This window comes from Acidovorax sp., from assembly GCF_046314175.1.
Classification (GTDB): domain Bacteria; phylum Pseudomonadota; class Gammaproteobacteria; order Burkholderiales; family Burkholderiaceae_C; genus Acidovorax.
Window position 1 is genome coordinate 1 of the sequence record NZ_JBKBXG010000051.1, and the last position, 17479, is coordinate 17479.

29 protein-coding genes are annotated in these 17479 nt (G+C 64.6%); 8 read left to right on the forward strand and 21 right to left on the reverse strand.

Features of this window, described 5'->3' with window-relative positions:
* The first annotated feature begins 188 nt into the window (after positions 1–188).
* Entirely contained in the window at positions 189–1178 is a 990-nt protein-coding gene (locus ACK4OE_RS15280; protein ID WP_409885684.1) for a tyrosine-type recombinase/integrase, read from the forward strand.
* Between the two features lie 2 nt (positions 1179–1180).
* Here the strand turns inward: ACK4OE_RS15280 and ACK4OE_RS15285 are convergent, their stop codons facing one another.
* From ACK4OE_RS15285 to ACK4OE_RS15295, 3 genes are read right to left on the reverse strand one after another with little or no spacing between them, the layout of a single operon-like run.
* A complete protein-coding gene (locus tag ACK4OE_RS15285; protein ID WP_182118990.1) occupies positions 1181–1408 on the reverse strand; it encodes a helix-turn-helix domain-containing protein in 228 nt (75 codons plus the stop codon).
* A gap of 55 nt (positions 1409–1463) precedes the next feature.
* Positions 1464–1757, reverse strand: coding sequence for a hypothetical protein (locus ACK4OE_RS15290; RefSeq protein ID WP_409885686.1), 294 nt, complete (start codon positions 1755–1757; stop codon positions 1464–1466).
* 37 nt (positions 1758–1794) lie between these two features.
* Complete coding sequence (locus tag ACK4OE_RS15295; RefSeq protein ID WP_409885688.1) at positions 1795–3828, reverse strand: DNA cytosine methyltransferase; 2034 nt, start codon at positions 3826–3828, stop codon at positions 1795–1797.
* A 34-nt stretch (positions 3829–3862) separates the two neighbouring features.
* On the opposite strand from ACK4OE_RS15295, the gene ACK4OE_RS15300 reads away from it, so the two are divergent.
* On the forward strand, positions 3863–4471 hold the full coding sequence (locus ACK4OE_RS15300) for a hypothetical protein (protein WP_409885690.1): 609 nt from the start codon (positions 3863–3865) through the stop codon (positions 4469–4471).
* 133 nt (positions 4472–4604) lie between these two features.
* Here ACK4OE_RS15300 and ACK4OE_RS15305 read toward each other — a convergent pair whose 3' ends face one another.
* The 13 genes from ACK4OE_RS15305 to ACK4OE_RS15365 are packed head-to-tail and all read right to left on the reverse strand — an operon-like array spanning position 4605 to position 10364.
* Entirely contained in the window at positions 4605–5102 is a 498-nt protein-coding gene (locus tag ACK4OE_RS15305) for a hypothetical protein (RefSeq protein ID WP_409885692.1), read from the reverse strand.
* Positions 5099–5683 carry a hypothetical protein gene (locus ACK4OE_RS15310; RefSeq protein WP_409885694.1) on the reverse strand — a complete coding sequence of 195 codons (585 nt, stop codon included), beginning with the start codon at positions 5681–5683 and terminating at the stop codon, positions 5099–5101. Before ACK4OE_RS15310 ends, ACK4OE_RS15305 begins: the two co-directional genes overlap by 4 nt.
* Entirely contained in the window at positions 5680–6360 is a 681-nt protein-coding gene (locus ACK4OE_RS15315; RefSeq protein WP_409885696.1) for a YfbR-like 5'-deoxynucleotidase, read from the reverse strand. Before ACK4OE_RS15315 ends, ACK4OE_RS15310 begins: the two co-directional genes overlap by 4 nt.
* A 2-nt stretch (positions 6361–6362) precedes the next feature.
* The gene (locus tag ACK4OE_RS15320; RefSeq protein WP_409885698.1) at positions 6363–6587 is read right to left on the reverse strand and encodes a hypothetical protein; all 225 of its coding nucleotides are present in this window, start codon (positions 6585–6587) and stop codon (positions 6363–6365) included.
* Positions 6584–6784, reverse strand: coding sequence for a hypothetical protein (locus ACK4OE_RS15325; RefSeq protein WP_409885700.1), 201 nt, complete (start codon positions 6782–6784; stop codon positions 6584–6586). Before ACK4OE_RS15325 ends, ACK4OE_RS15320 begins: the two co-directional genes overlap by 4 nt.
* A 3-nt stretch (positions 6785–6787) precedes the next feature.
* Positions 6788–7159, reverse strand: coding sequence for a hypothetical protein (locus ACK4OE_RS15330; RefSeq protein WP_409885702.1), 372 nt, complete (start codon positions 7157–7159; stop codon positions 6788–6790).
* 44 nt (positions 7160–7203) lie between these two features.
* Complete coding sequence (locus ACK4OE_RS15335) at positions 7204–8109, reverse strand: DUF2303 family protein (RefSeq protein WP_409885704.1); 906 nt, start codon at positions 8107–8109, stop codon at positions 7204–7206.
* Between the two features lie 57 nt (positions 8110–8166).
* Positions 8167–8562, reverse strand: coding sequence for a hypothetical protein (locus tag ACK4OE_RS15340; RefSeq protein ID WP_409885706.1), 396 nt, complete (start codon positions 8560–8562; stop codon positions 8167–8169).
* Positions 8563–8622: 60 nt separating this feature from the next.
* A complete protein-coding gene (locus ACK4OE_RS15345; protein WP_409885708.1) occupies positions 8623–8922 on the reverse strand; it encodes a hypothetical protein in 300 nt (99 codons plus the stop codon).
* Entirely contained in the window at positions 8919–9131 is a 213-nt protein-coding gene (locus tag ACK4OE_RS15350; protein WP_409885710.1) for a hypothetical protein, read from the reverse strand. The genes ACK4OE_RS15345 and ACK4OE_RS15350 overlap by 4 nt, the downstream gene beginning before the upstream one ends.
* Positions 9131–9295: a hypothetical protein gene (locus ACK4OE_RS15355; protein WP_409885712.1), complete on the reverse strand. Its 165-nt coding sequence runs from the start codon at positions 9293–9295 to the stop codon at positions 9131–9133. The genes ACK4OE_RS15350 and ACK4OE_RS15355 overlap by 1 nt, the downstream gene beginning before the upstream one ends.
* Positions 9292–9636 (reverse strand): hypothetical protein, encoded by a 345-nt coding sequence (locus tag ACK4OE_RS15360; RefSeq protein ID WP_409885714.1) that lies wholly within the window; start codon positions 9634–9636, stop codon positions 9292–9294. The genes ACK4OE_RS15355 and ACK4OE_RS15360 overlap by 4 nt, the downstream gene beginning before the upstream one ends.
* Positions 9633–10364: a KilA-N domain-containing protein gene (locus ACK4OE_RS15365; RefSeq protein WP_409885717.1), complete on the reverse strand. Its 732-nt coding sequence runs from the start codon at positions 10362–10364 to the stop codon at positions 9633–9635. Before ACK4OE_RS15365 ends, ACK4OE_RS15360 begins: the two co-directional genes overlap by 4 nt.
* Positions 10365–10458: 94 nt before the next feature.
* Between ACK4OE_RS15365 and ACK4OE_RS15370 the strand changes: the two genes are divergently transcribed.
* Positions 10459–11082, forward strand: a complete 624-nt coding sequence (locus tag ACK4OE_RS15370; RefSeq protein WP_409885718.1) for a hypothetical protein — start codon at positions 10459–10461, stop codon at positions 11080–11082.
* Between the two features lie 18 nt (positions 11083–11100).
* Here the strand turns inward: ACK4OE_RS15370 and ACK4OE_RS15375 are convergent, their stop codons facing one another.
* From ACK4OE_RS15375 to ACK4OE_RS15385, 3 genes are read right to left on the reverse strand one after another with little or no spacing between them, the layout of a single operon-like run.
* Entirely contained in the window at positions 11101–11973 is an 873-nt protein-coding gene (locus ACK4OE_RS15375; RefSeq protein WP_409885720.1) for a hypothetical protein, read from the reverse strand.
* Positions 11934–12842, reverse strand: coding sequence for a hypothetical protein (locus ACK4OE_RS15380; RefSeq protein WP_409885722.1), 909 nt, complete (start codon positions 12840–12842; stop codon positions 11934–11936). Before ACK4OE_RS15380 ends, ACK4OE_RS15375 begins: the two co-directional genes overlap by 40 nt.
* Positions 12823–13290, reverse strand: coding sequence for a hypothetical protein (locus ACK4OE_RS15385; RefSeq protein ID WP_409885724.1), 468 nt, complete (start codon positions 13288–13290; stop codon positions 12823–12825). Before ACK4OE_RS15385 ends, ACK4OE_RS15380 begins: the two co-directional genes overlap by 20 nt.
* Positions 13291–13372: 82 nt before the next feature.
* Between ACK4OE_RS15385 and ACK4OE_RS15390 the strand changes: the two genes are divergently transcribed.
* Entirely contained in the window at positions 13373–13702 is a 330-nt protein-coding gene (locus ACK4OE_RS15390) for a hypothetical protein (RefSeq protein ID WP_409885726.1), read from the forward strand.
* A gap of 5 nt (positions 13703–13707) precedes the next feature.
* Here ACK4OE_RS15390 and ACK4OE_RS15395 read toward each other — a convergent pair whose 3' ends face one another.
* Both ACK4OE_RS15395 and ACK4OE_RS15400 read right to left on the reverse strand, forming a co-directional pair.
* On the reverse strand, positions 13708–14232 hold the full coding sequence (locus ACK4OE_RS15395) for a hypothetical protein (RefSeq protein WP_182119009.1): 525 nt from the start codon (positions 14230–14232) through the stop codon (positions 13708–13710).
* Positions 14233–14433: 201 nt separating this feature from the next.
* A complete protein-coding gene (locus tag ACK4OE_RS15400; RefSeq protein WP_182119010.1) occupies positions 14434–14694 on the reverse strand; it encodes a hypothetical protein in 261 nt (86 codons plus the stop codon).
* Here ACK4OE_RS15400 and ACK4OE_RS15405 point away from each other — a divergent pair.
* From ACK4OE_RS15405 to ACK4OE_RS15420, 4 genes are read left to right on the forward strand one after another with little or no spacing between them, the layout of a single operon-like run.
* Complete coding sequence (locus ACK4OE_RS15405; protein WP_409885728.1) at positions 14693–15199, forward strand: phage regulatory CII family protein; 507 nt, start codon at positions 14693–14695, stop codon at positions 15197–15199. The two genes, ACK4OE_RS15400 and ACK4OE_RS15405, sit on opposite strands and share 2 nt — an antisense overlap.
* Complete coding sequence (locus tag ACK4OE_RS15410; protein WP_409885730.1) at positions 15199–16062, forward strand: hypothetical protein; 864 nt, start codon at positions 15199–15201, stop codon at positions 16060–16062. The genes ACK4OE_RS15405 and ACK4OE_RS15410 overlap by 1 nt, the downstream gene beginning before the upstream one ends.
* Positions 16059–16367 carry a hypothetical protein gene (locus ACK4OE_RS15415; RefSeq protein WP_409885732.1) on the forward strand — a complete coding sequence of 103 codons (309 nt, stop codon included), beginning with the start codon at positions 16059–16061 and terminating at the stop codon, positions 16365–16367. The genes ACK4OE_RS15410 and ACK4OE_RS15415 overlap by 4 nt, the downstream gene beginning before the upstream one ends.
* Positions 16364–17320 (forward strand): helix-turn-helix domain-containing protein, encoded by a 957-nt coding sequence (locus ACK4OE_RS15420; RefSeq protein WP_182119014.1) that lies wholly within the window; start codon positions 16364–16366, stop codon positions 17318–17320. Before ACK4OE_RS15415 ends, ACK4OE_RS15420 begins: the two co-directional genes overlap by 4 nt.
* Positions 17321–17479 lie beyond the last annotated feature (159 nt).

Genomic DNA, 17479 nt, shown 5'->3' on the forward strand with positions numbered 1-17479 from the left:
GCTTTCCTGAAAAGGGGCGTGCCGGTTCGACCCCGGCTCGGGGCACCACGCGACAATTCAAGGATGTGCAGCAATTGCACATTAGCGTCCTTTTCATAGGGGCGCGTGCTTCGGCTCCGGTAGTACAGTGCTGCGAATGCACATATTTGCACACCGCCGCCCCCCGAATTTCCCCCGGCAATCCCCCGATGGCTACGCCCGTTAAAACTGCGCAGGGCACCTGGCGCATACAGATCGAGGTCAAAGGCCAGCGTGACAGCTACACGGCGCCCACCAAGCGGGAGGCTGCCGAGTGGGCGGCACGCCGCACGGTGGAGCTGCGGGCGATTGCCACCGGCGAGGTGGGCACACTCAAGACGCTGCGCGATGCCCTGCGGCAGTATGCCCGCGAGGTGACGCCCAGCAAGCGCGGCTGGCGAAAAGAGATGATCCGGCTGGCTGCGTTTGAGCGGCAGGCGCTGCCACTGGACAAAAAACTGCAGGCCGTGACCGCGGCAGATATTGCGGCATGGCGCGATGCTCGGCTGAAGGTGAACGCACGCGGGTCGGTGCTGCGGGATATGACGCTGCTGTCGTCGGTGCTGGAGGTGGCGCGGCGGGATTGGGGGTGGCTCAGTGGCAACCCCATGGGCGATGTGCGCAGGCCCGCAGAGCCTGACCACCGCGAGCGCGTGATTGCGGGGTGGGAGATTCGCCGGATGCTGCGGGCGCTGGGATGGGCACGCGGGCCGGTGCGGTCGGTGTCTGGATCTGTTGCGCAGTGCTTTTTGCTGGCGCTACAGACCGGGATGCGGGCGGGGGAGTTGTGCGGCCTGCGCTGGGGTGATGTGCGGGGCGATTATGTGGTGTTGCACGCGGGCGCCACAAAGACGGGCAAGGGGCGGCATGTGCCCTTGATGCCCACCGCGCAGCGCACCATAGAGCGCATGCGCGGGTTTGATGATGACCTGGTATTCGGGCTCACCAGCCAGAGCCTGGACGCGATGTTTCGCAAGTACCGCAGGCGGGCTGGGTTGGACGGGTTCACCTTCCACGACTCGCGGCACACTGCAGCCACCCGGCTGGCGGGCAAGCTGCATGTGCTGGAGTTGTGCAAGATGTTCGGATGGCGCAGCACCACGCAGGCGCTGACCTACTACAACCCGTCTGCCAGCGACATTGCTGCGCGGCTGCGGTAGCGTCACTGGCGCTGCTCCCATTCGATAACCTCGCTGAGCAGCCACTTGCCATCCTTGCCGGGGCGCGGAAAGCTGGTGTCGCTGGCCAGGCGCTGGCGCAGGGTGTTGCGATGGATACCAAGGCGGTCGGCAAGCTGGGCGCGGTCCAGCCGCGTGCCCAGCATGGCGGCCATGAGCTGCATGGCGCTGGTCATTTTCTCCAGGCGGTGGAGTAGTGCGGTGTCGGTCATGGCCTTGCCTCCGTGGCTGTGTCGTCGTCAAAATCGGGCTGCGGGGCGCGCCTGCTCACGGCATGGGCTCCTGCAGGCGGGCGGCAATGTCTTGCACGGTGGTAGAAGCAAGCTGGCGCTGCTTTGCGGCCTCTGTGCCCGCCAAAGCCTCTTGCACAAACATGCGGGCTGCCGCCTTTGCAGATTCGATGATCCCGTCCGCGCACACCAGCAGCATCTGTTCGATGTGGTGCTCGTTCAGGTTCAGGGTGACCTTGCCGGTCTCCCCGGTAAAGGTGGCTTCGCCGGAAAACGTGCCCTTCTTTTCGCCGTAGGTGTGGCGTTCAATCGACAGTCGCAGTAGTTTCATGGCTCATGACGTGTTGGGTTTGTGATGGCGATTGAGGTCATGCTGCAACCATCCATGCAGCCTCATGCCCGAAGTTCGACCGCACCAGCGCTTCGGCCTGGGGCGGGCTCACGCTGTTGCCGCACATGCGGACCTGGGCGGTGGCCGTCAGGGGAACGCGCGGCACCTGCAGCGGGTGGGCGGCTTGCTTGCCGTCTTTGAACAGCAGCGCCGGGTCGGGGATCTCATGGATCACGTAGCCCTCGGGGAAGCCTTGCGCCTTGAACAACTCCTTCGGCTTGAGCATGCGCAGCGTGATCTCCACCAGCACCCACCAGGCGCCCGCATGCCACACGGCGACCATGTCGGCGGGCTCGGGGAAGTGCTCGGGCAGGTGGGTGTGCAGCAGCTCGGCGCATTGGCGGGCACGGTCGCGGTGCTCGGGCGCAATGCAGTCAGCCTGTACCTGAGTGGCCTGCACCAGGCCCATGCGGCCCTTGGTGGGCAGCGTGTGCATCGGCTCGGCCAGGCCCTGCCATTGACCACCGCTGCTGTAGTACTTCACGCAGTAAGCTGAAATCAGCCGCTGCTGCGCGCCGGTGGAGGTGATGGTGCTGGCGGGCGCATCCACCGCGCGGCCGTCGCCGTCGTAGAAGCCGCCGTTGGCTTGCTCCAGGCAGGCCGCCACCAGGGCGCTAGTGCCTCCGCTGGCGGTAATGGCGTTCAAGGGCGACTCGATGTTGCGCACGCCGTGGCTGAATCGCTTGGTGCCGCAGGCTCCTTCGCCGTGGCCCATGTCCACCAGGGTGGCAGCCACCACTCCTTGCTTCACGCCGCCGGCGACAGCTGTGCCCAGCGGGCGGCGGGTGTCTTGCGTGCGGGCATCCTGGCCGGGGCGTTCGCCGTAGCCGATGGTGACCAGGTGGGCGCCGGTCAGCGCACGGTGTGTGCCGGCCGCCGCCGCGGTTAGCTGTCCTGATTTCTGCGGTTCCGGCTGGGGAACTTGTCCAGCAGCGCTGCGCTGAGCTGTTTCGGAGACCAATCCGCCGGAACGAAGATGAACACAGCCTGTGTCGGACCCATGGGTTCTGTCATTTGATACCGACGGTACTCCATTTCGGACCCGTCCGGATTCGTCGCGCGGAGCACTGTCAAATCTTCCGTGTGGACCGTTTGTCCATCCATGGGGCCGCCGAGGATTTGCGCTGTGATTTGCATGCTCGTGTCCTTGGTATTTGGAGTCAGCATTTTGCAATAGCGTACTGCCACCGCCCACGATGAAAGGGCTGGCATTCGTCAGCACGTGCCGCCACAGCCCCTTCGCCACGCGGCGCTGGGTGTTGGTGGCCAACGGTTTCTTGCGGTCAAAAATGCTGGCGGCGGGCAGCGTGAAGTCGATGCACTCGGCCGCGGTGCGGTAGGGCAGCAGCTTGCCGGCCAGCACCTTGGCGCTGGTGGGCTCGCCGTGGGTGGTGTCTGGCCACACGATCGGCAGGCCATCGCGCCGGGCGATCAGGAACAGCCGCTTGCGGATGGTGGGCGCGCCCTGGTCGCAGGCGCGCAGCTCGCGCCAGTCCACCACGTAGCCGTGGGCGCGCAGCTGGTGCACGAAGCTGTCGAAGGTCTTGCCCTTGCGGGTCGGATCGGGCCGTGCCGTGCCGTCCGCGCCCACCAGCAGCGGGCCCCAGGTCTTGAACTCTTCGACGTTCTCCAGCATCAGCACGCGCGGCTTGCACTTGGCTACCCAGCGCATGCCCACCCAGGCCAGGCCGCGGATGTGCTTTTTCACGGGCGTGCCCCCTTTGGCCTTGCTGAAGTGCTTGCAGTCGGGCGAAAGCCACACCAAGCCCACGGGCTGGTTGCCGGTGACGGCGATGGGGTCCACGTCCCACACGCTTTCGCACAGGTGCTGGGTGTGCGGGTGGTTGATGGCGTGCATGGCCAGCGCCTCGGGGTCGTGGTTGATGGCGATGTCCACGGGGCGGCCAAAGGCGGCCTCCAGGCCGGTGCTGGTACCGCCGCCGCCGGCGAAGTTGTCGATGATGAGCTCGCCGGGGAAGGCGAGGGGGAGGGTGAAGGCGTCGCGTTTCATGTTGTACTAGCGCAAAGCGACTTGAGGGACCGACATGGAAACGAGCCAGTTGATAAAGGCGCTCGCTGATGCAGCGAATGCCGCGAAGCCGCCGCAGGAGTACTGCCTGTTCTGGATCGATTGGTGGCCCTTGTGCATGACCAAAGCAGAGTGGGCGAGCTGGGTGCAGGCCTTAGGTGCTATCGCAGCAATTGGAGGGGCTGCGTTCATTGCCAGTAGACAGGAGAGGAATGCGCGACGCTCTGCTAAGCAACTTGCTGTCAGGAAGGCTCGTACTTCGCTTGCAGGGCTTGCAGCGGTTGCTGAATTGGTTCGAGAAAAGGGGTCGTATTGGCTTGCAGATGCCGTGCCCGAAAGGCGCCTCGCTGAAGAGCATCTAAGCATTGCGCGCTCAATTGAGGCTGACCAACTGCACTTGAGCTGGACCGTGCATGTGATGGCCATTCGGTCACTTGGTGTGCAACTGGTCAGTGCGATAGAGAGGTTCGAACATTCAAAGTCGCGACCAAACCACCCTGGATTGGCGGAGGAGGCGGCACACGACCAAATGCTTGAAGTAGTCAAGCATGTCGAGGCGGAACTGCTCAAGGTGGAGGCCTTCATTCGAGATCGGCATCCCGGTGTTGATGCATACGATGAGTAGTGAGGGCGCGCACTACAGGTCGGCTGCGTCGAGAGTCGGTCAAGTGCAATGCGCTGTTCGAAAATTTTCTGTGTTGCGTGAGAAATGTCTGGGTGGCGCGGTCTGGCAGGGCGATTGATGGAAGGCCTTTTATTCATATCGCACATGCCTCCGCCAGCATCTTTCGGCGCACGTGCACCATCTGCTCAGTGCTCCAGATTGCGGCCTTTTCGGCCACGCCGTAGCGGTCCATCTCGATGAGGCTGTCAAACACTGATGCGGCGGCGCGGGCGGTCAGCAGCTCGGTGGCGTTGAAGCCCACGCGGCCGGTGCGGGCGTGGCGCTGGGCGATGGCCTCGTAGGTGTTGAGCTGGTCGGCGATAGCGGCCATGGCCTCGGGGGTGAACTCGGTGCCGTCTTCGGCCAGCAGGCGCATCAGCTGCGAGTAGGTGAAGCCGGTTTCCATCCAGTCCCACAGGTCTGCGCGGCCGGCGGTGCCGGAGGTAAAGCGGTCGATCAGGTCCCAGTGGATGAGCTGGGCGTCCAGCTTCTGGTCAGGGGTGGTGCTTGCGCGCCAGAACTTGGGCAGGTCCTTGGGCTGTGCCATGGCGGCTTGTATCGCCATGGATTGCAGGTGTTGAGCGGTTCTCATGGCTGGGGTACCTCTTCAATGTGGCCGTCAGGAAAGTGCAGGCGGTTGCCCACGCGGCTGGGCAGGTGGTAGGCAGCAAAGCGGGCGTCGGGTATACCGGGGTTGCGACCCAGCTCGGGGCAGCGGTAGGGGTCGCTCTCTCGCACGGTGCTGTTGCGCACAGGCATGGTGCTGGTGGCCAGCTCCAGGCGCTCGCTTTTGCGGCGGGCGGCCAGCTCGGCCTGGCTGGCTACCGGGCTGATGAGTACCTTGCCGTGCACGCTGGTGTTGGCCGGCACGATGCTGTGCAGGCCGTTGCTGCGGATGGGCGCGGGGCGGCCGCGCTGCAGGTGTGTGGATTTGGTGGTAGCGGTGCTGGTGCTGGTGGCGGTGCTACCCAGGGCGTCTTTGGTCGAAATCATCAGGCGTTTGACCTTGGCTTCGATGCCCGTCACGGTGCGGCCCAGTTTTTGGGCAATGGCGGCGTTGGTGAAGATGCCGTGGGCGTTGCGCAGGTAGGTTTCGTCTTCGGCAGACCAGCGGTTGGGCGGGTTCATTTTTTTGAGCTGGACGCCGGGTTTGGTGCTGCTGGTGCTGCTCATGATGGGTTTGCCTCCGTGGTGGTGGTGGGGGTGGTGGGGGTGGTGGGCTGGGTGGTGCTGCTGGTGCTGCACTGCGCCGCCAGCAGGCGGTAGCGGGCTATGAATGCATCGCGGTGGTGGCGCCATGTCATGGCCACGCGCACGGGGCTGTTCAGGTCCACCGCCTCCAGCGGCAGCACCTGGGCGCCGGGGGTGTCCAAGATGGGCCATTGCAGGTTGGTGTCCGGGTCGTAGCGCATCAGGTCGCGCCGCTCGGTGGCCAGGGCAATCAGGTCGGCTTGCTTGATGGCGTGGCCGTAGGCGGTGTGCGCCGTTTGCAGGTGGTAGGCGTGGCGCAGCATGCGGGCATGCAGGTTTTCAAAGCCCAGCCACTCGGTGCCCAGCACCCATTTGATGGGGCTGGCCATGTCGCCGGTGATGGCTTCGTGCGCGTCGTGCATCAGCGCGGCGCGCTGGGCGTGGTGGTCCAGCCCCATGCCTTTGACGATGTCGCACACCAGCATGCTGTGCTCTGCCACGCTGTAGGGGCGGCTGGCGTGGCCGGTAAAGCGGTTGATCTGCGCCAGGCTGTGGGCGATGACCTCGATGCGCGGCACAGCGCCAGGCACGAGCACGGCGGTGCCGCTGATGGGGTGGTCGGTGCCGTCTGCGGTGATGATCCAGTGGGAGGGGGTCATGGTCAGAACAGGCTCAAGGTTTGGCCGGTGGGCACGGTGCGGGGTTGCTGCCGTGCCTTGAAGCTGGCCTGGGTTTCAAAGATCTGGCGCCCATTGGCATCGCGTACCGCTTTGCCGTCGTCATGGTGAAGGGCGACCAGCCAGCTGGTGAAGGGGTGGCCCATGGCGTCGCGCTTGCCTGCGGCTTCCATGGCTTCTGCCCACTCGATCAATTCGGCTGGGGTCATGCTGCTGCGCCCTTGGGCAGCGCCAGCAAATACACCGCCTTGAAGTGCATGCCCGCCTCGCTGGCAAACGGGTAGGGGCAGGCGTCGTCCAGGCTCTGGCCTTTGCGGGCGGCCTCTGTGGCCTGGCGTTCGATGGTGGCTTTGCTGGTAATCATGGGTTGGGCTGGGTTGGTGGATGCGGGGATGTGCTGGGGCATGGCTCAGGCGCTGGTGGCGGGTTCCTTGGCATGGGCCTGGCTGGGTGCCCGCCGTGGCAGCAGCCGCAGCCGCAGCACGCGCCCGCGCAGCTCGGGGATGGGCGGGAACACGGCCGGGCCGGGGTGGGCGCGCAGGTGTTCCAGCTCGGCATGCAGCGGGGCGCCTGCGGTCAGGTCGGCCTGGTGGGCGGCCCAAAAGGCCTGCGCCTCGGGGCCCGCCCAGCGCACGCGGTAGGCCTCTTTTTCATCGCGGCCGGTGGCGGGGTTGCGGCCCAGGTTGTCCACCAGCACCAGCTCCAGGCGGAACTCGCCCGCGCTGTCGGTGGCGGTGGGGCGCTGTTTGCTCAAAAAGAAGGTGCCGGTGGTGAGGGCCATGGTGGTGGGCTCCTGTGTGCTGCTGTTTTGATAGCTGCTGGCGCTTACTGGGCCTTGCTGTAGCTGCCCAGCAGCACGGGCATGGCGCCGCTGATGGCGGTTTGCACCAGCTTGGCAAGCTCTTTGCCCATTTCTTCCACGTGCGCCTCCAGGTTCTGGATGCGCAGCACCAGCGATGGCGCCTTGTCGCCGGTGATGATGGAAATGCGCAGCACAAAGGTGCGCTCTTCCAGGTCTGCGTAGGGCTTGCAGGTGTAGTAAATGGTGGTGGGGATGGGCTCCTGGCTGGAGGCCTTGACGCTTTCAAACGCGGTGCGGTTGGCGCTGAGCTGCTGCTCTTCGCTGTCTACCTTGCGCAGGTTTTCGATGGTGATACGTCGCACGGCGGCCAGTGCTTTGCCGTTGCTGATTTCGCCATCGGCATTGAAGAACTGCAGCCGCGCCAGTGCGCCCCAGTCTTCAATGAATTCGGCCAGCGCCTGCTGACTTTGCAGGCGGCCATTGATGGCCAGCAGTGCCGTGTAGGGCGCGGTTTTGCTGGGCTGCAGCTTGGCGCGGTGGTCGGTATGGCCGGGGGTCTCTTTAGTGCCCAGGTCGAGCACTGCGGTGGCGGCCATGTGCTCTGCATCCACAAACACGGCGGCGCCGGGCTCTGCATAGGCCGTGGCGTACTGGGCAAAGGGCGCCACGTAGGCGGTGGCCATGGTGCCCCGTGCGCGGCGGCGGTTGGGCAGGTATGGCTCCAGGTCGTGCACCTTCACGTCATCTGCCAGGGCGGCGGCGCCTGTGCCGGTGATGATGGCTTCTTGCACGTTCTGGTGCACTGCGTAGGCCTGCAGGCCTTCGCGCATGGCGTCAATGAACTGGTCGGGCACGCTCCAGATGCGGCCGTCAATGGCTTGCAGCTCTGCGGTGGCGGGGTTGCTGGTTTCGGTGTTTTGGTTGGTCATGGCTGGGTGTGTGTTTGTGGCGGTTGGGTGGTTTGGTGTGGGTAGCCGGGCGCGGCGTTATGCGCCAGCGCCGGGTGCTGCGCCTGCGGTGGGGCCGGGCGCGGCGGGCGCGCCGGTGCGGTCAAACATGGCCATCTGGTTTTCGGGCGCCAGCGTGAGGCGGCCAAACTTGCCCACATGCAGCGCGGTCTTGCGGGTGACTTCCTCGCTGGCCTTGCCGTCTGCCGTGGGGCGTGTGAACTTGAGTGCATGCGCGCAGATCACCTGGGCTGCGCCGGGCACCTTGGTGAAACTGAACTTCACCGTGACCTCGCCCTTGCCGTCGTTGTCGCAGGTGCCTGCGGCCACCTGGCTCAGGGCGATGGACAACATGCGGTCAAACTGCCCGCCGTCCAGGTCGGTGATGAATTCGGCCACGTCGGTGGCTGCGCTGGTGCTGCTGTGGTTGCTCATGGTTTCTCCTGTGGGAGTGGTTGGGGAATATCAAAACTGATAGCTGCTCGCGCTTATCCACTAAGCGCCAGCGGCCAAAACGACCAGCAAAGCCACCACTGCCACGGCGGCCAGCACCACGCCCAGGTAGCTCACCAGCTCTGCGGCGGTGGCGGGTGCTTCGTCGGTGGGCAGCTCGCAGGCCTGCGGGCACGGGCAGGCGGTGCGGCCCTGCTGGCACTGGTCGGCAGTGCATGCGCGGGTGGCGGCGGGGCTGTGGTGCACGCGGTGCAGGTGGTGGTAGGCCGGGTGCGTGTTGGTGCAGCCCACGCAGGGTGTGGTGCGGTGCTGGTCGGTGGTGGGGTGTGCCCGCCGGTTCATCGCAGCCACCCCAGCAGCACGGCCAGCGCCAGCCCGTTGACGATGCCCACTGCGTTGCCCGCCCACCAGCCCAGCGACCATTCGCGCGCGGCGGCCTGGTCAACGGCTGGGGTGGGGCTGGGCTTGCCCATGCGGGCGCGGCCGATGTTGGGCACCGTGGGCCCGGTGGCGCCCGTGGCGGTGCCAGGGGTAGAGGTGCGGCCCCACATCACAGGTGCACCCTGCGCGCGCTGGCGGCGTGCACGCCGTGCAGCTCCATCGCGTCCATGATGGCCATGCCAGCGCTGGTGGCCATGGCGATGTACTGCAGGCCGGCGCAGGTGACGTGGTAGGGGTGGAGTTCGCCGGGGGTGCGGGCGATGGTGGTTTTCATGCCGCACCGCCTTGCTGGCCTGTGGCCTTGGCAATCACGGCATCGAGTCGCTCCACGATGCCCACGGGCACGTCGTACTCGCTCCAGTAGCTGGCGCACTCGCGCAGCTCTTGCAGCATGGCCAGCATGCAGGGCGCGGCGGCAATCAGCACGCGGTCGGCATCCAGCTCGGCAATGGTCTTTTGCACGTCGCTGCCCAAGAAGCCGTAGCCGCCTTCTGCGTCCAGGATGCTGTGCACGTTGGAGGCGGCGAGGTCCGGATTGACCGGGCCCAGGCGGTTGTCGCTCCACATCCACGGGCCGGGGGTGTGGCTGTTGTTGATGGCGTTGGTTGCACTCATGCCGCCACCTGCATCAGCTTTGCCACGCTCCAGGCGGCGTGGTCGCACGAGTCGGCGCAGGCCTTGTTGCCGCGCTGGTTCTTCACCTCGATGCGGCGCTGGGCCACCAGCTCGCTCATGGCGGTCATGGTGAGCTGCTCCACGCTCATCACGTCGCGCAGGTTGGTGCTCTTGCGCAGGCCGCGCTGTGCGCACACCTCGCTTTTCTTGCCGCCCAGGATGTTTTTGTAAATGGCGTTGGTGCAGTCGGCATACCCCTTGCCGCTCACGCCGTGGGCGGCCAGCGTGCTGGTGAGCTGGTTGCGCGCCACGGTGCTCTGCACGCGCTTGGCCAGCCATGCGGCATCGGCGGGCTTGGCCTTGTCGGCAATCTCGGCGGCCAGGGTCACGTCACCGGTCTTGAAGCGCGCGTACACCTCGTTGACCTGCATGTGCAGCTCTGGGCTCAGGTACTTGGCGTACGCCAGCGCGATCTGCCAGTGGGCGAACGTGCCGCCGCCCTTGCCCTTGGTGGCTTTGTAAATACGGCACTGCGCCGTATTCAGGTTGTCTGCCACAAAGGCGATGAAGTTCTCGCCATCGCGGCGGCTCCACTCGTAGGGGCTTTGCTTCCCGTCTGCCCATCCGGCCGCCTGCGCAGCCTTGAACATGTCAGTCAGGCTGACCAGGCCGTCTGCGTTGGTCTTGAGCGGTTCGCTACCGGCGATTGAAAGAACTTTCGGTTTCATGGTTGGCCTCACGATAATTGCGACGGCCGAAGAATAAAACCAAAAGTATTGTTTAGTCAATACCAAAAGTATTGTGACTATGAGAAGTTGGCGCATGCGCAGTGCACCTTCTTCTTGGCGCGAATGCCTGCATCAGCCCTCCGTGTTACAAAAGGAGTTCGTCAACACTAGGGAGGAACCAATGTTTCGTCGATCACTTCTCTTGACTTTCATTGCTATGGCATCCGGCGCCGCAATGGCTCAATCGTCCAACTATCCGGACAGGAGGGCAGTTGTCGTCAACAACAGTCCGCACGTAGAGCTGAGCAATTTCAACTTTGGGAACTACGATGGCGACCGCCGTACGCGGTTTGAGCAAAACATGCGTTGGAAGAACACAGGATCGCAGGCGCTGGCAGCGTTCGAGATCGTCATCCTCAAGTACGACGCGTTTGACCAGCGCATGATGGGCACCCGTTGGACTGTGACAGGCCGCGACAGTGCCAACTGGTCACACCTGCCGCCTGGTGAAAGCGCCGGCGATGGAACCAGAGCCTTCGGTGCTGAAGAGGTGATGACAGCCATCGCCTATGTGCGTGCTGTTCGCTTGGCTGACGGCACGGTGTGGCGGGCCAATGAGGCTGAGTTGTTGCAAAAGCTCAAGCAGGTGGCCCCGGGCATCAAGGATTACGGCAGTGTGAAGCCTGACGTCAAGCCTGCGGCGGGCGAGGCCAAGTAAGCCGGGCGTGGCCCGCTTTCAGTCGATGCGGGCCAGTTCGCGCAGGAATTTCGCCGCCTCGGCGGGGTCGCTGTATTCCCGGGTGGGGATCTTCATGGCATTTGCGTAATCCAGCGTGCGCTGGTGAACGATGTGGGCGGCGTTCTTGCGCGTGCCTTGCGCGTCAGCCTGCTGCAGCGTGTGCGTGTTGATGCACAGCGCCACGTCTGCGTTGGGGTTACCGGCCCTTATCAGCACCAGGTCACCGATGCGGGCTTGGCACTCGGTGGCGAGCTCAGGCTTGGCTGTGGGCAAGGGCAAGCTGCAAAACTGGGCGTAATGGATGTCGTGATGGAAATGCAGCCGCATCTGGCTGCTGCCGACTGGATAGAACTGCTTGGTGCCCATGGCTTCGCGGGCCAGCTTTCGATCTACCTGGGCAATGTGCTGCCGCACGTTGCGCACAAAGCTCAGTGTGCGCGCGGCGGCCCGTGACGCATCGGGCAGGCTCGGTGGCGCTGGCATGTGGCCGATGAGGGTGCTGAGGCGGGTAGCGCGTTCGACCAGCTCATCTGGCGAGCGGCCGCTGACGGCCTCGGTGCGACCGATGGACATGCTGGCAAATGGCGCGCGCAGGTCTTCAATCACGCCTCCGGCACTCAGCGTTTTGTTGAAGTGGTCGAATGTGAAGGCGATCACGCCCGCACCCGAGTCCGACTTTTGCGCCGATATGAAGTCCAGCAGGCGCTTGTGCTGCAGCGTGACGTGCGCCTGAGCCAGGCCGAGGTCATCGACCACGATGACGCCCACCACCAGCCGCTCGCCGCGGCGGCCCAGTGGCTCCCAGTACACCGGCGCGAATTCGCCGTGTATTAGCTGGGCGCTGGGGGCTGTTGGGGTGTGGATGGCCATTGCAGGGAGGGTGCGGGTTGCACCCCGATTCTCTCACCAAGCAGGGCTTGGAGCATGGGCAGCCGCCTGCTGATGAGGCCAACAAGATCTGCAGTGTGTTGCCAGATGTTGGAAATCCGGGGGTCGTTGTTGCGCCACTGGGTGTTTATCTTGGCCGATAGCGCAAGTATTTGCTGCTGCCGTGCTGCGGCCAGCCTGGCGGCGTCAGGCATGCCGTGGTCGCCGCGCCTTCGCTCCAGCAGCTGCCCTGCCACCCAGTTGGTGTGCGCTTTGAAGCCAGCTTCCATTTCGCTCAGCACCTTGCCCTCGGTCTCCCGCAGGCTGTTGTCGTGGTCAATTAGCCACCAGCGGGTGCCGTCAAAGCGCAGGTTGCGCGGGTGGCGGTCCCAGTTAGTGATCAGCTCGTCCAGCGCCGCTGCCTTGGCTGCCTTGGGGGCGTCACCGCAAAAGTGATTCCACACCGCACCGTCCAACGTGCTGTCTGCCAGTGTGGACAGCTGCTCGAAAAATCTGTCTTGCTGTATGTACGCGCACCCAAACAGCAGCAAATCGCCCTGGCCGGCTGGCTGCTGGGGCAGGCCGGGCAGGTCTTGCGCGCGGGCCTGCACGAGGCAGGGCATGGGCACATCGTTGCCGAGTGCTCCCGCGACCAGGGTGCATGCCATCTCCACCGGCAATTTGCCGGGGTGGGTGTGCCGCTTGAAGACACTTCGCTGCACGGTGTTGGCATGCGGGCCGTCCAGCACCAGCACTTCGCCTTCCCACACGTCATTCAAGTTCTGTTGGCCCCTGATGGGGTCGATGGGCGCGAGCGCCTGGCACAAGGGTGGTGCGATATCCCACCAGGCGCTATTGCGGTTTGCCTCCACGCTGGCCTTCCTCCCGAATTTGTTGTTTGACGAAGCCCACCAGGCCTTTCAGGCTGGGCGACAGGTTGGTGGCCTGCAGATCGCTGTCGCTCATCAGTGCGAGCTCGATGAGTTTGCGGGTTTCGGGTGACGCCGTCTCCATGCGCTGCAAAAGCTCCATGTGTGGGCTGTAGGAGAGCGGGTCGGTATCGCGCGGTCCGGTGCCCAAGGCAAGCCACTCAAACGTGCAGTCGAAATCTCTGGCGATTCGCATCATCTGCGCCGTTTTTGGGAAGCCGAAACCCTCAAGCCACTTGCGGGTAGAGGCCTGAGTGATCCCGTACTTTTTGGCGAGAGCCACCTGCCGGCCTTTCCCCTTTTCGTCGAATCGTCTTGCGTCAAGCAGTGCGTTAAGCCGATCGGCAAACGCGATCGCCTCTTCGTCTTTTGCTAGGGGTTCTTCATCCATAACCATATGTTTGATTTCAAGACGAATGCTTGAAACAATCAGCTATTGAAAAATAAAACTTCTGGCTATAAGATCGCGGCCCATGAACCCAATCCAGACCGTGATGGACCTCGCCGGTGGGCCTGTAGCGCTGACCCGTGAGATCAACAAACGCATCGAACGCCCGGTGACGTACCAGGCCGTCCTCAAGTGGGCGCGGCAGGGGCGGTTGCCCCGCACCGAGTGGACCGGCGAGACGCGCTACGCCAAGGCCATGTCGGCTGCTGTGGGTGGGAAGGTCAAGGTGCGCGAGTTGCTGGTGCGGCCTGCGGTGGGGGTGGGTGGTGATCAAAAACAACCTACAGCGCCCACCAATCAAGCGCGGGTAGCTATCAATTCCGAAGCGCGCCAGATGGTGCAAGAGGTTGCTTGATGCGGTTACCAGCGAGGCGTAGCAATCGCCGTCCGTTGTCTTGGTGGCGCAGGCAGAGCGCCCCCCAAATTGAGCGAGTGCCCTTGGCTCACCTGGCAGTACAGCCCAGCGTTGTAACCGGGGCCGGCCTTCCTGTATTGAAGCGGTACCTCTTTGCCCTCGGAGTAGCAGGTGGCGCAAAAGTATGCAGTGTCCTCGGGCGAGCCGGCCACTGCGCCCACAGGAAGGCGCGCCCATTGGCCGGGAGCTGGCTGGGCCATTTTGTATGCACCGCGCTTTTCGAGTTCTCGTTCTACTGCCTGAACACGGGCATTCGCTTGTACGAGATCCGCACGCAGCTGCTGCGCCTCCAGTTCGAGCGCGTGCGTGCTCTGGACTTGGGAGAGCGCCGTGGTTGACGCGTTCAATAATTTTTCCTGCAGGTCTATTTGGGCAGCTTTGATTAGCGCATCGTCGCGCGCTGCCATGGCGCCCTTGAGTACGTTGAAAGCGAGGTTTAACCCCGCGATGGCGCCTGCAATTTCGTTCATGTCCGCCCCCTCTGGTGATGGTTGTGTGAGAGCTCCCATCGTATTCCAGGGCGGGGCGGGCGCCCGTTTTCCCACCCCGCCACGCCCGCAGCCACGCCGCCGGGCTTCTCCACCCCATCAAAAAGGCGCTGTGCGCGCGGGAAGGTGCGCACGGCTTTGTGTGGTGGCGTGGCGGGGTGTTTTCTGTGCGGGCCATGGCATTCATGCGCACACCATGTCGGTCAGTGCCTCCAGTGCGCGCAGCGGGCCGGGTGCCACGCTGGCAGTGGCGCGCATGCGGCCGGCAGCGGTGTCCAGCCATTGGCCCAGGTCTTCAATGGTGAGGGTGCCTTGCGCATCCATCACAAAGAGCAGTTGCTGCACCAGCAGCTCCAGCGCGGCCACGCGGTCGGGCAGGGCGTGGGTTGCGGTGGCTGCTGTTGAGGCTGCGGCGTCGCAGCTGTGGGAGGTGTGATTTGTCATGAGGGCTACTGTCTCAATTCCGGCTGCGTTTGCCTATGGCGACGATGAAGCCCTGCCGTCCACCCGGCCTGATGTGCTGGTGGCCGTGGCTGCGATGCTGGAAGGGCGCCTGGAGCGCGTTGCCAAGCGCATCGGCATGTCGCCCAGCACGCTGCAGAAAAAGGTGAGCCTGCACACCGACACGCACCACCTGTCGGTGAGCGAGCTGCAGATGATCCAGCACGCCACCGGCTGCATGGCCGGTACCGAGGCCCTGGCCGCTGCCGAGGGCTATGTGCTGGTGCAGGTCAGCCCGGCCGCCGTGGGCAGCGTGGCCGAGTTTCTGGCCACGGGCGCGCAGATGTTTGGCGACCTGGCCAAGGCCATGCAGGAAGAGGCGGGCCACGACCGCCCCGTGTCGCCCAATGGCCGCAAGCGTGTGCAGCACCTGGTGGAAGAGCTCATGGCCCACATCAACGCGGGCAATGCGTTTGTGGCCGGTCGCGTGCCGGTGCGGGGGGTGTGATGCTCAACATCGGTATCACCATCAAGGGCATCGAAAAGGTGCGCAAAGAACTTGAGTCGCTTTCTGGCCCGCAGGCCCGCGCCGCATATGCCAAGGCGCTCACCGACACGGGCTATCAGGTGCAGCGTGACATGCGCGCCGAGATGCAAAAAACGTTCGACCGGCCCACGCCGTTCATCGTGCGGGCGCCAAAGGTGTTCCCTGCCACGCCCGAAAAGCTGCAGGTCACCGTGGCGCCCACCTACCGCAGCGATGTGGGTACCAAGGGCGGCAAGATCGGGGTGGACCCTCAGCAGGTGCTGCAGGCCCAGCAGTTTGGCGGTGCGCGGCGCGACAAGCGCAGCGAGGTGGCCTTGCGCCGCATCGGCATCCTGCCCGCAGGCTATCAGCTGGCCATACCTGACACGCCTTTCCCGGGCAGTGATGACGGCAACGGCAACCTGCGCGGCCCGTTTGTGGCCCAGCTGCTGAGCTACTTCCAGGCGTTTGGAGAGCAGGGCTACCGCGCCAATATGAAAGATGGCACCCGCCGCAACCTTGGCCGGGGTGGATCTGCATCGCGCCTTGCCAAGGTGGCGGGCCCCACGCTGGGCCGCCGCTACCTGGTGTCATACGGCAAGCTGCGCGGCGGCGCCCGCATCACCCGCAAGGGCGAGCCCGACGCCCGAGCCAGCAATCTGGCGCCGGGTATCTGGGCGGTGCTGGGCAGTACCGGTGCGGTGGTCAAACCGGTGGTCATGTTCACCCGCAAGGGCGCCTACAAGCCGCGGCTGAATCTGGATTCCATCGCCAAAAGCCCTGCCACCATGGATTACCTGGCGCGGCGCATGCGGTTCCGCATCCGGGAGGCTGCAGGCGTATGAGTCCATCACCTACCTGCCAGGCCCGCACGATGCAGGAGCGCCTGCGCACCATGCTGCTGGAAATGCCGTTGTCGCGCGCCGAGATAGTGGTGCGCACAGGCTGGTCTGCCAAGCAAGCGGACAGGGCTATAGGGCATGCCATGCGCAATGGCTACGTGGTGCCGCTGCGTCTGCAGGGCCGTACCAGGCGCAGCTATGTCGTGCCTGGCTTTGTGCCGACTCCGATTGTGTTCTCGGGTGTGCCGCTGAGCGATGCCGAGCAGCAGATCCTGCAGCGCGAAATGCAAGCGGTGGTGCAAGCATGAGCACGCGCATCATGTCCCTGTGCTGGCCGTTGCAGATGCGCCCGCCCGCAAAGGCGGTGCTGGTGTCGCTGGCAGATATGGCCAACGATGAGGGGTACTGCTGGCCCACCATCGAGCGCCTGTGCGAGCGCACGTGCTTCGGCCGCACCGCCGTCATTGATGCCATCGCGTGGTTGGAAGCGAGGGGTGCCGTGCGTGCCAGTCGCTCCAACGGTCGCAAAACCACGTACTGGGTGGAGCCTGCAAAGTTCGTGGCAGACGCCAATGAAGTTGCAGCCCCGGCTGAAGCTGTGGACAACCCGCCTAACCAGTCCGCCACGCGGACCGGTACGCCACGCGGACCCGTCCGCCACGCGGACCCAACCAGTCCGCCAGGCGGACTAAACCAGTCCGCCACGCGGACACTAATACCCAAGAACCGTCATGAACCGTCAGTAATACCCCCCCAACCCCCCGCAGATGCGGGGGGCGCGAGCGAGCGTGTGCAAAAGCACTCCAAGCCCGCAAAGCCATGCGCTGGTGGGGACAATGGGTTCAATGCGTTTTGGGCAGTGTTCCCGCGCAAGACCGAAGAAAAGGCGGCCCGTCGCCAGTGGGGCCGGCTGCAGCCAGACGCGGCGCTGCAGGCGCGGATCGTGGCAGCGGCCATCGCATGGGCAGCCACAGAGCGGTGGCAGGACGAGGGCGGCCGGTACGTTCCCAAGGCCAGCAGCTGGCTGTACGGCGAACGCTGGTGCGACCAGCTGCCGATGCCTGCCATGGCGGCCGACTGGTGGCAGTCGCTCGATGGCATCAAGGTCATGGGCGAAAGGCTGGGCATCGTGTACGCGACCTCCAGCCTGGGCAATGCGTGGACCGACGACGAACTGCGAGCACACAACCGCGTGTACCGCCAGCAAGTCTTCGACGCCGCAGGTCCTGGCCCTTGGCACCAGCTCAGGAGGGCTGCATGAACCGGGTCGGCTGTCCTCTTGCGAGCGCACCACCCCCCACCCCCCGGTTCGGGTCCTCCCCCCCAACCCCCAGTGCGGGTAATTCGAGCCGCCCTTTTGGACTGTTGCGCAGGGTTGATAAGGGGGTTAATTGAATATGCAGTATGGTTTTATTGCTAT

Coding starts and splice junctions, on each gene's coding strand:
- ACK4OE_RS15280 (WP_409885684.1), top strand. CDS start 189: ATGGCTACGCCCGTTAAAACTGCGCAGGGCACCTGGCGCATACAGATC.
- ACK4OE_RS15285 (WP_182118990.1), bottom strand. CDS start 1,408: ATGACCGACACCGCACTACTCCACCGCCTGGAGAAAATGACCAGCGCC.
- ACK4OE_RS15290 (WP_409885686.1), bottom strand. CDS start 1,757: ATGAAACTACTGCGACTGTCGATTGAACGCCACACCTACGGCGAAAAG.
- ACK4OE_RS15295 (WP_409885688.1), bottom strand. CDS start 3,828: ATGAAACGCGACGCCTTCACCCTCCCCCTCGCCTTCCCCGGCGAGCTC.
- ACK4OE_RS15300 (WP_409885690.1), top strand. CDS start 3,863: ATGGAAACGAGCCAGTTGATAAAGGCGCTCGCTGATGCAGCGAATGCC.
- ACK4OE_RS15305 (WP_409885692.1), bottom strand. CDS start 5,102: ATGAGAACCGCTCAACACCTGCAATCCATGGCGATACAAGCCGCCATG.
- ACK4OE_RS15310 (WP_409885694.1), bottom strand. CDS start 5,683: ATGAGCAGCACCAGCAGCACCAAACCCGGCGTCCAGCTCAAAAAAATG.
- ACK4OE_RS15315 (WP_409885696.1), bottom strand. CDS start 6,360: ATGACCCCCTCCCACTGGATCATCACCGCAGACGGCACCGACCACCCC.
- ACK4OE_RS15320 (WP_409885698.1), bottom strand. CDS start 6,587: ATGACCCCAGCCGAATTGATCGAGTGGGCAGAAGCCATGGAAGCCGCA.
- ACK4OE_RS15325 (WP_409885700.1), bottom strand. CDS start 6,784: ATGCCCCAGCACATCCCCGCATCCACCAACCCAGCCCAACCCATGATT.
- ACK4OE_RS15330 (WP_409885702.1), bottom strand. CDS start 7,159: ATGGCCCTCACCACCGGCACCTTCTTTTTGAGCAAACAGCGCCCCACC.
- ACK4OE_RS15335 (WP_409885704.1), bottom strand. CDS start 8,109: ATGACCAACCAAAACACCGAAACCAGCAACCCCGCCACCGCAGAGCTG.
- ACK4OE_RS15340 (WP_409885706.1), bottom strand. CDS start 8,562: ATGAGCAACCACAGCAGCACCAGCGCAGCCACCGACGTGGCCGAATTC.
- ACK4OE_RS15345 (WP_409885708.1), bottom strand. CDS start 8,922: ATGAACCGGCGGGCACACCCCACCACCGACCAGCACCGCACCACACCC.
- ACK4OE_RS15350 (WP_409885710.1), bottom strand. CDS start 9,131: ATGTGGGGCCGCACCTCTACCCCTGGCACCGCCACGGGCGCCACCGGG.
- ACK4OE_RS15355 (WP_409885712.1), bottom strand. CDS start 9,295: ATGAAAACCACCATCGCCCGCACCCCCGGCGAACTCCACCCCTACCAC.
- ACK4OE_RS15360 (WP_409885714.1), bottom strand. CDS start 9,636: ATGAGTGCAACCAACGCCATCAACAACAGCCACACCCCCGGCCCGTGG.
- ACK4OE_RS15365 (WP_409885717.1), bottom strand. CDS start 10,364: ATGAAACCGAAAGTTCTTTCAATCGCCGGTAGCGAACCGCTCAAGACC.
- ACK4OE_RS15370 (WP_409885718.1), top strand. CDS start 10,459: ATGCGCAGTGCACCTTCTTCTTGGCGCGAATGCCTGCATCAGCCCTCC.
- ACK4OE_RS15375 (WP_409885720.1), bottom strand. CDS start 11,973: ATGGCCATCCACACCCCAACAGCCCCCAGCGCCCAGCTAATACACGGC.
- ACK4OE_RS15385 (WP_409885724.1), bottom strand. CDS start 13,290: ATGGATGAAGAACCCCTAGCAAAAGACGAAGAGGCGATCGCGTTTGCC.
- ACK4OE_RS15390 (WP_409885726.1), top strand. CDS start 13,373: ATGAACCCAATCCAGACCGTGATGGACCTCGCCGGTGGGCCTGTAGCG.
- ACK4OE_RS15395 (WP_182119009.1), bottom strand. CDS start 14,232: ATGAACGAAATTGCAGGCGCCATCGCGGGGTTAAACCTCGCTTTCAAC.
- ACK4OE_RS15405 (WP_409885728.1), top strand. CDS start 14,693: ATGAGGGCTACTGTCTCAATTCCGGCTGCGTTTGCCTATGGCGACGAT.
- ACK4OE_RS15400 (WP_182119010.1), bottom strand. CDS start 14,694: ATGACAAATCACACCTCCCACAGCTGCGACGCCGCAGCCTCAACAGCA.
- ACK4OE_RS15410 (WP_409885730.1), top strand. CDS start 15,199: ATGCTCAACATCGGTATCACCATCAAGGGCATCGAAAAGGTGCGCAAA.
- ACK4OE_RS15415 (WP_409885732.1), top strand. CDS start 16,059: ATGAGTCCATCACCTACCTGCCAGGCCCGCACGATGCAGGAGCGCCTG.
- ACK4OE_RS15420 (WP_182119014.1), top strand. CDS start 16,364: ATGAGCACGCGCATCATGTCCCTGTGCTGGCCGTTGCAGATGCGCCCG.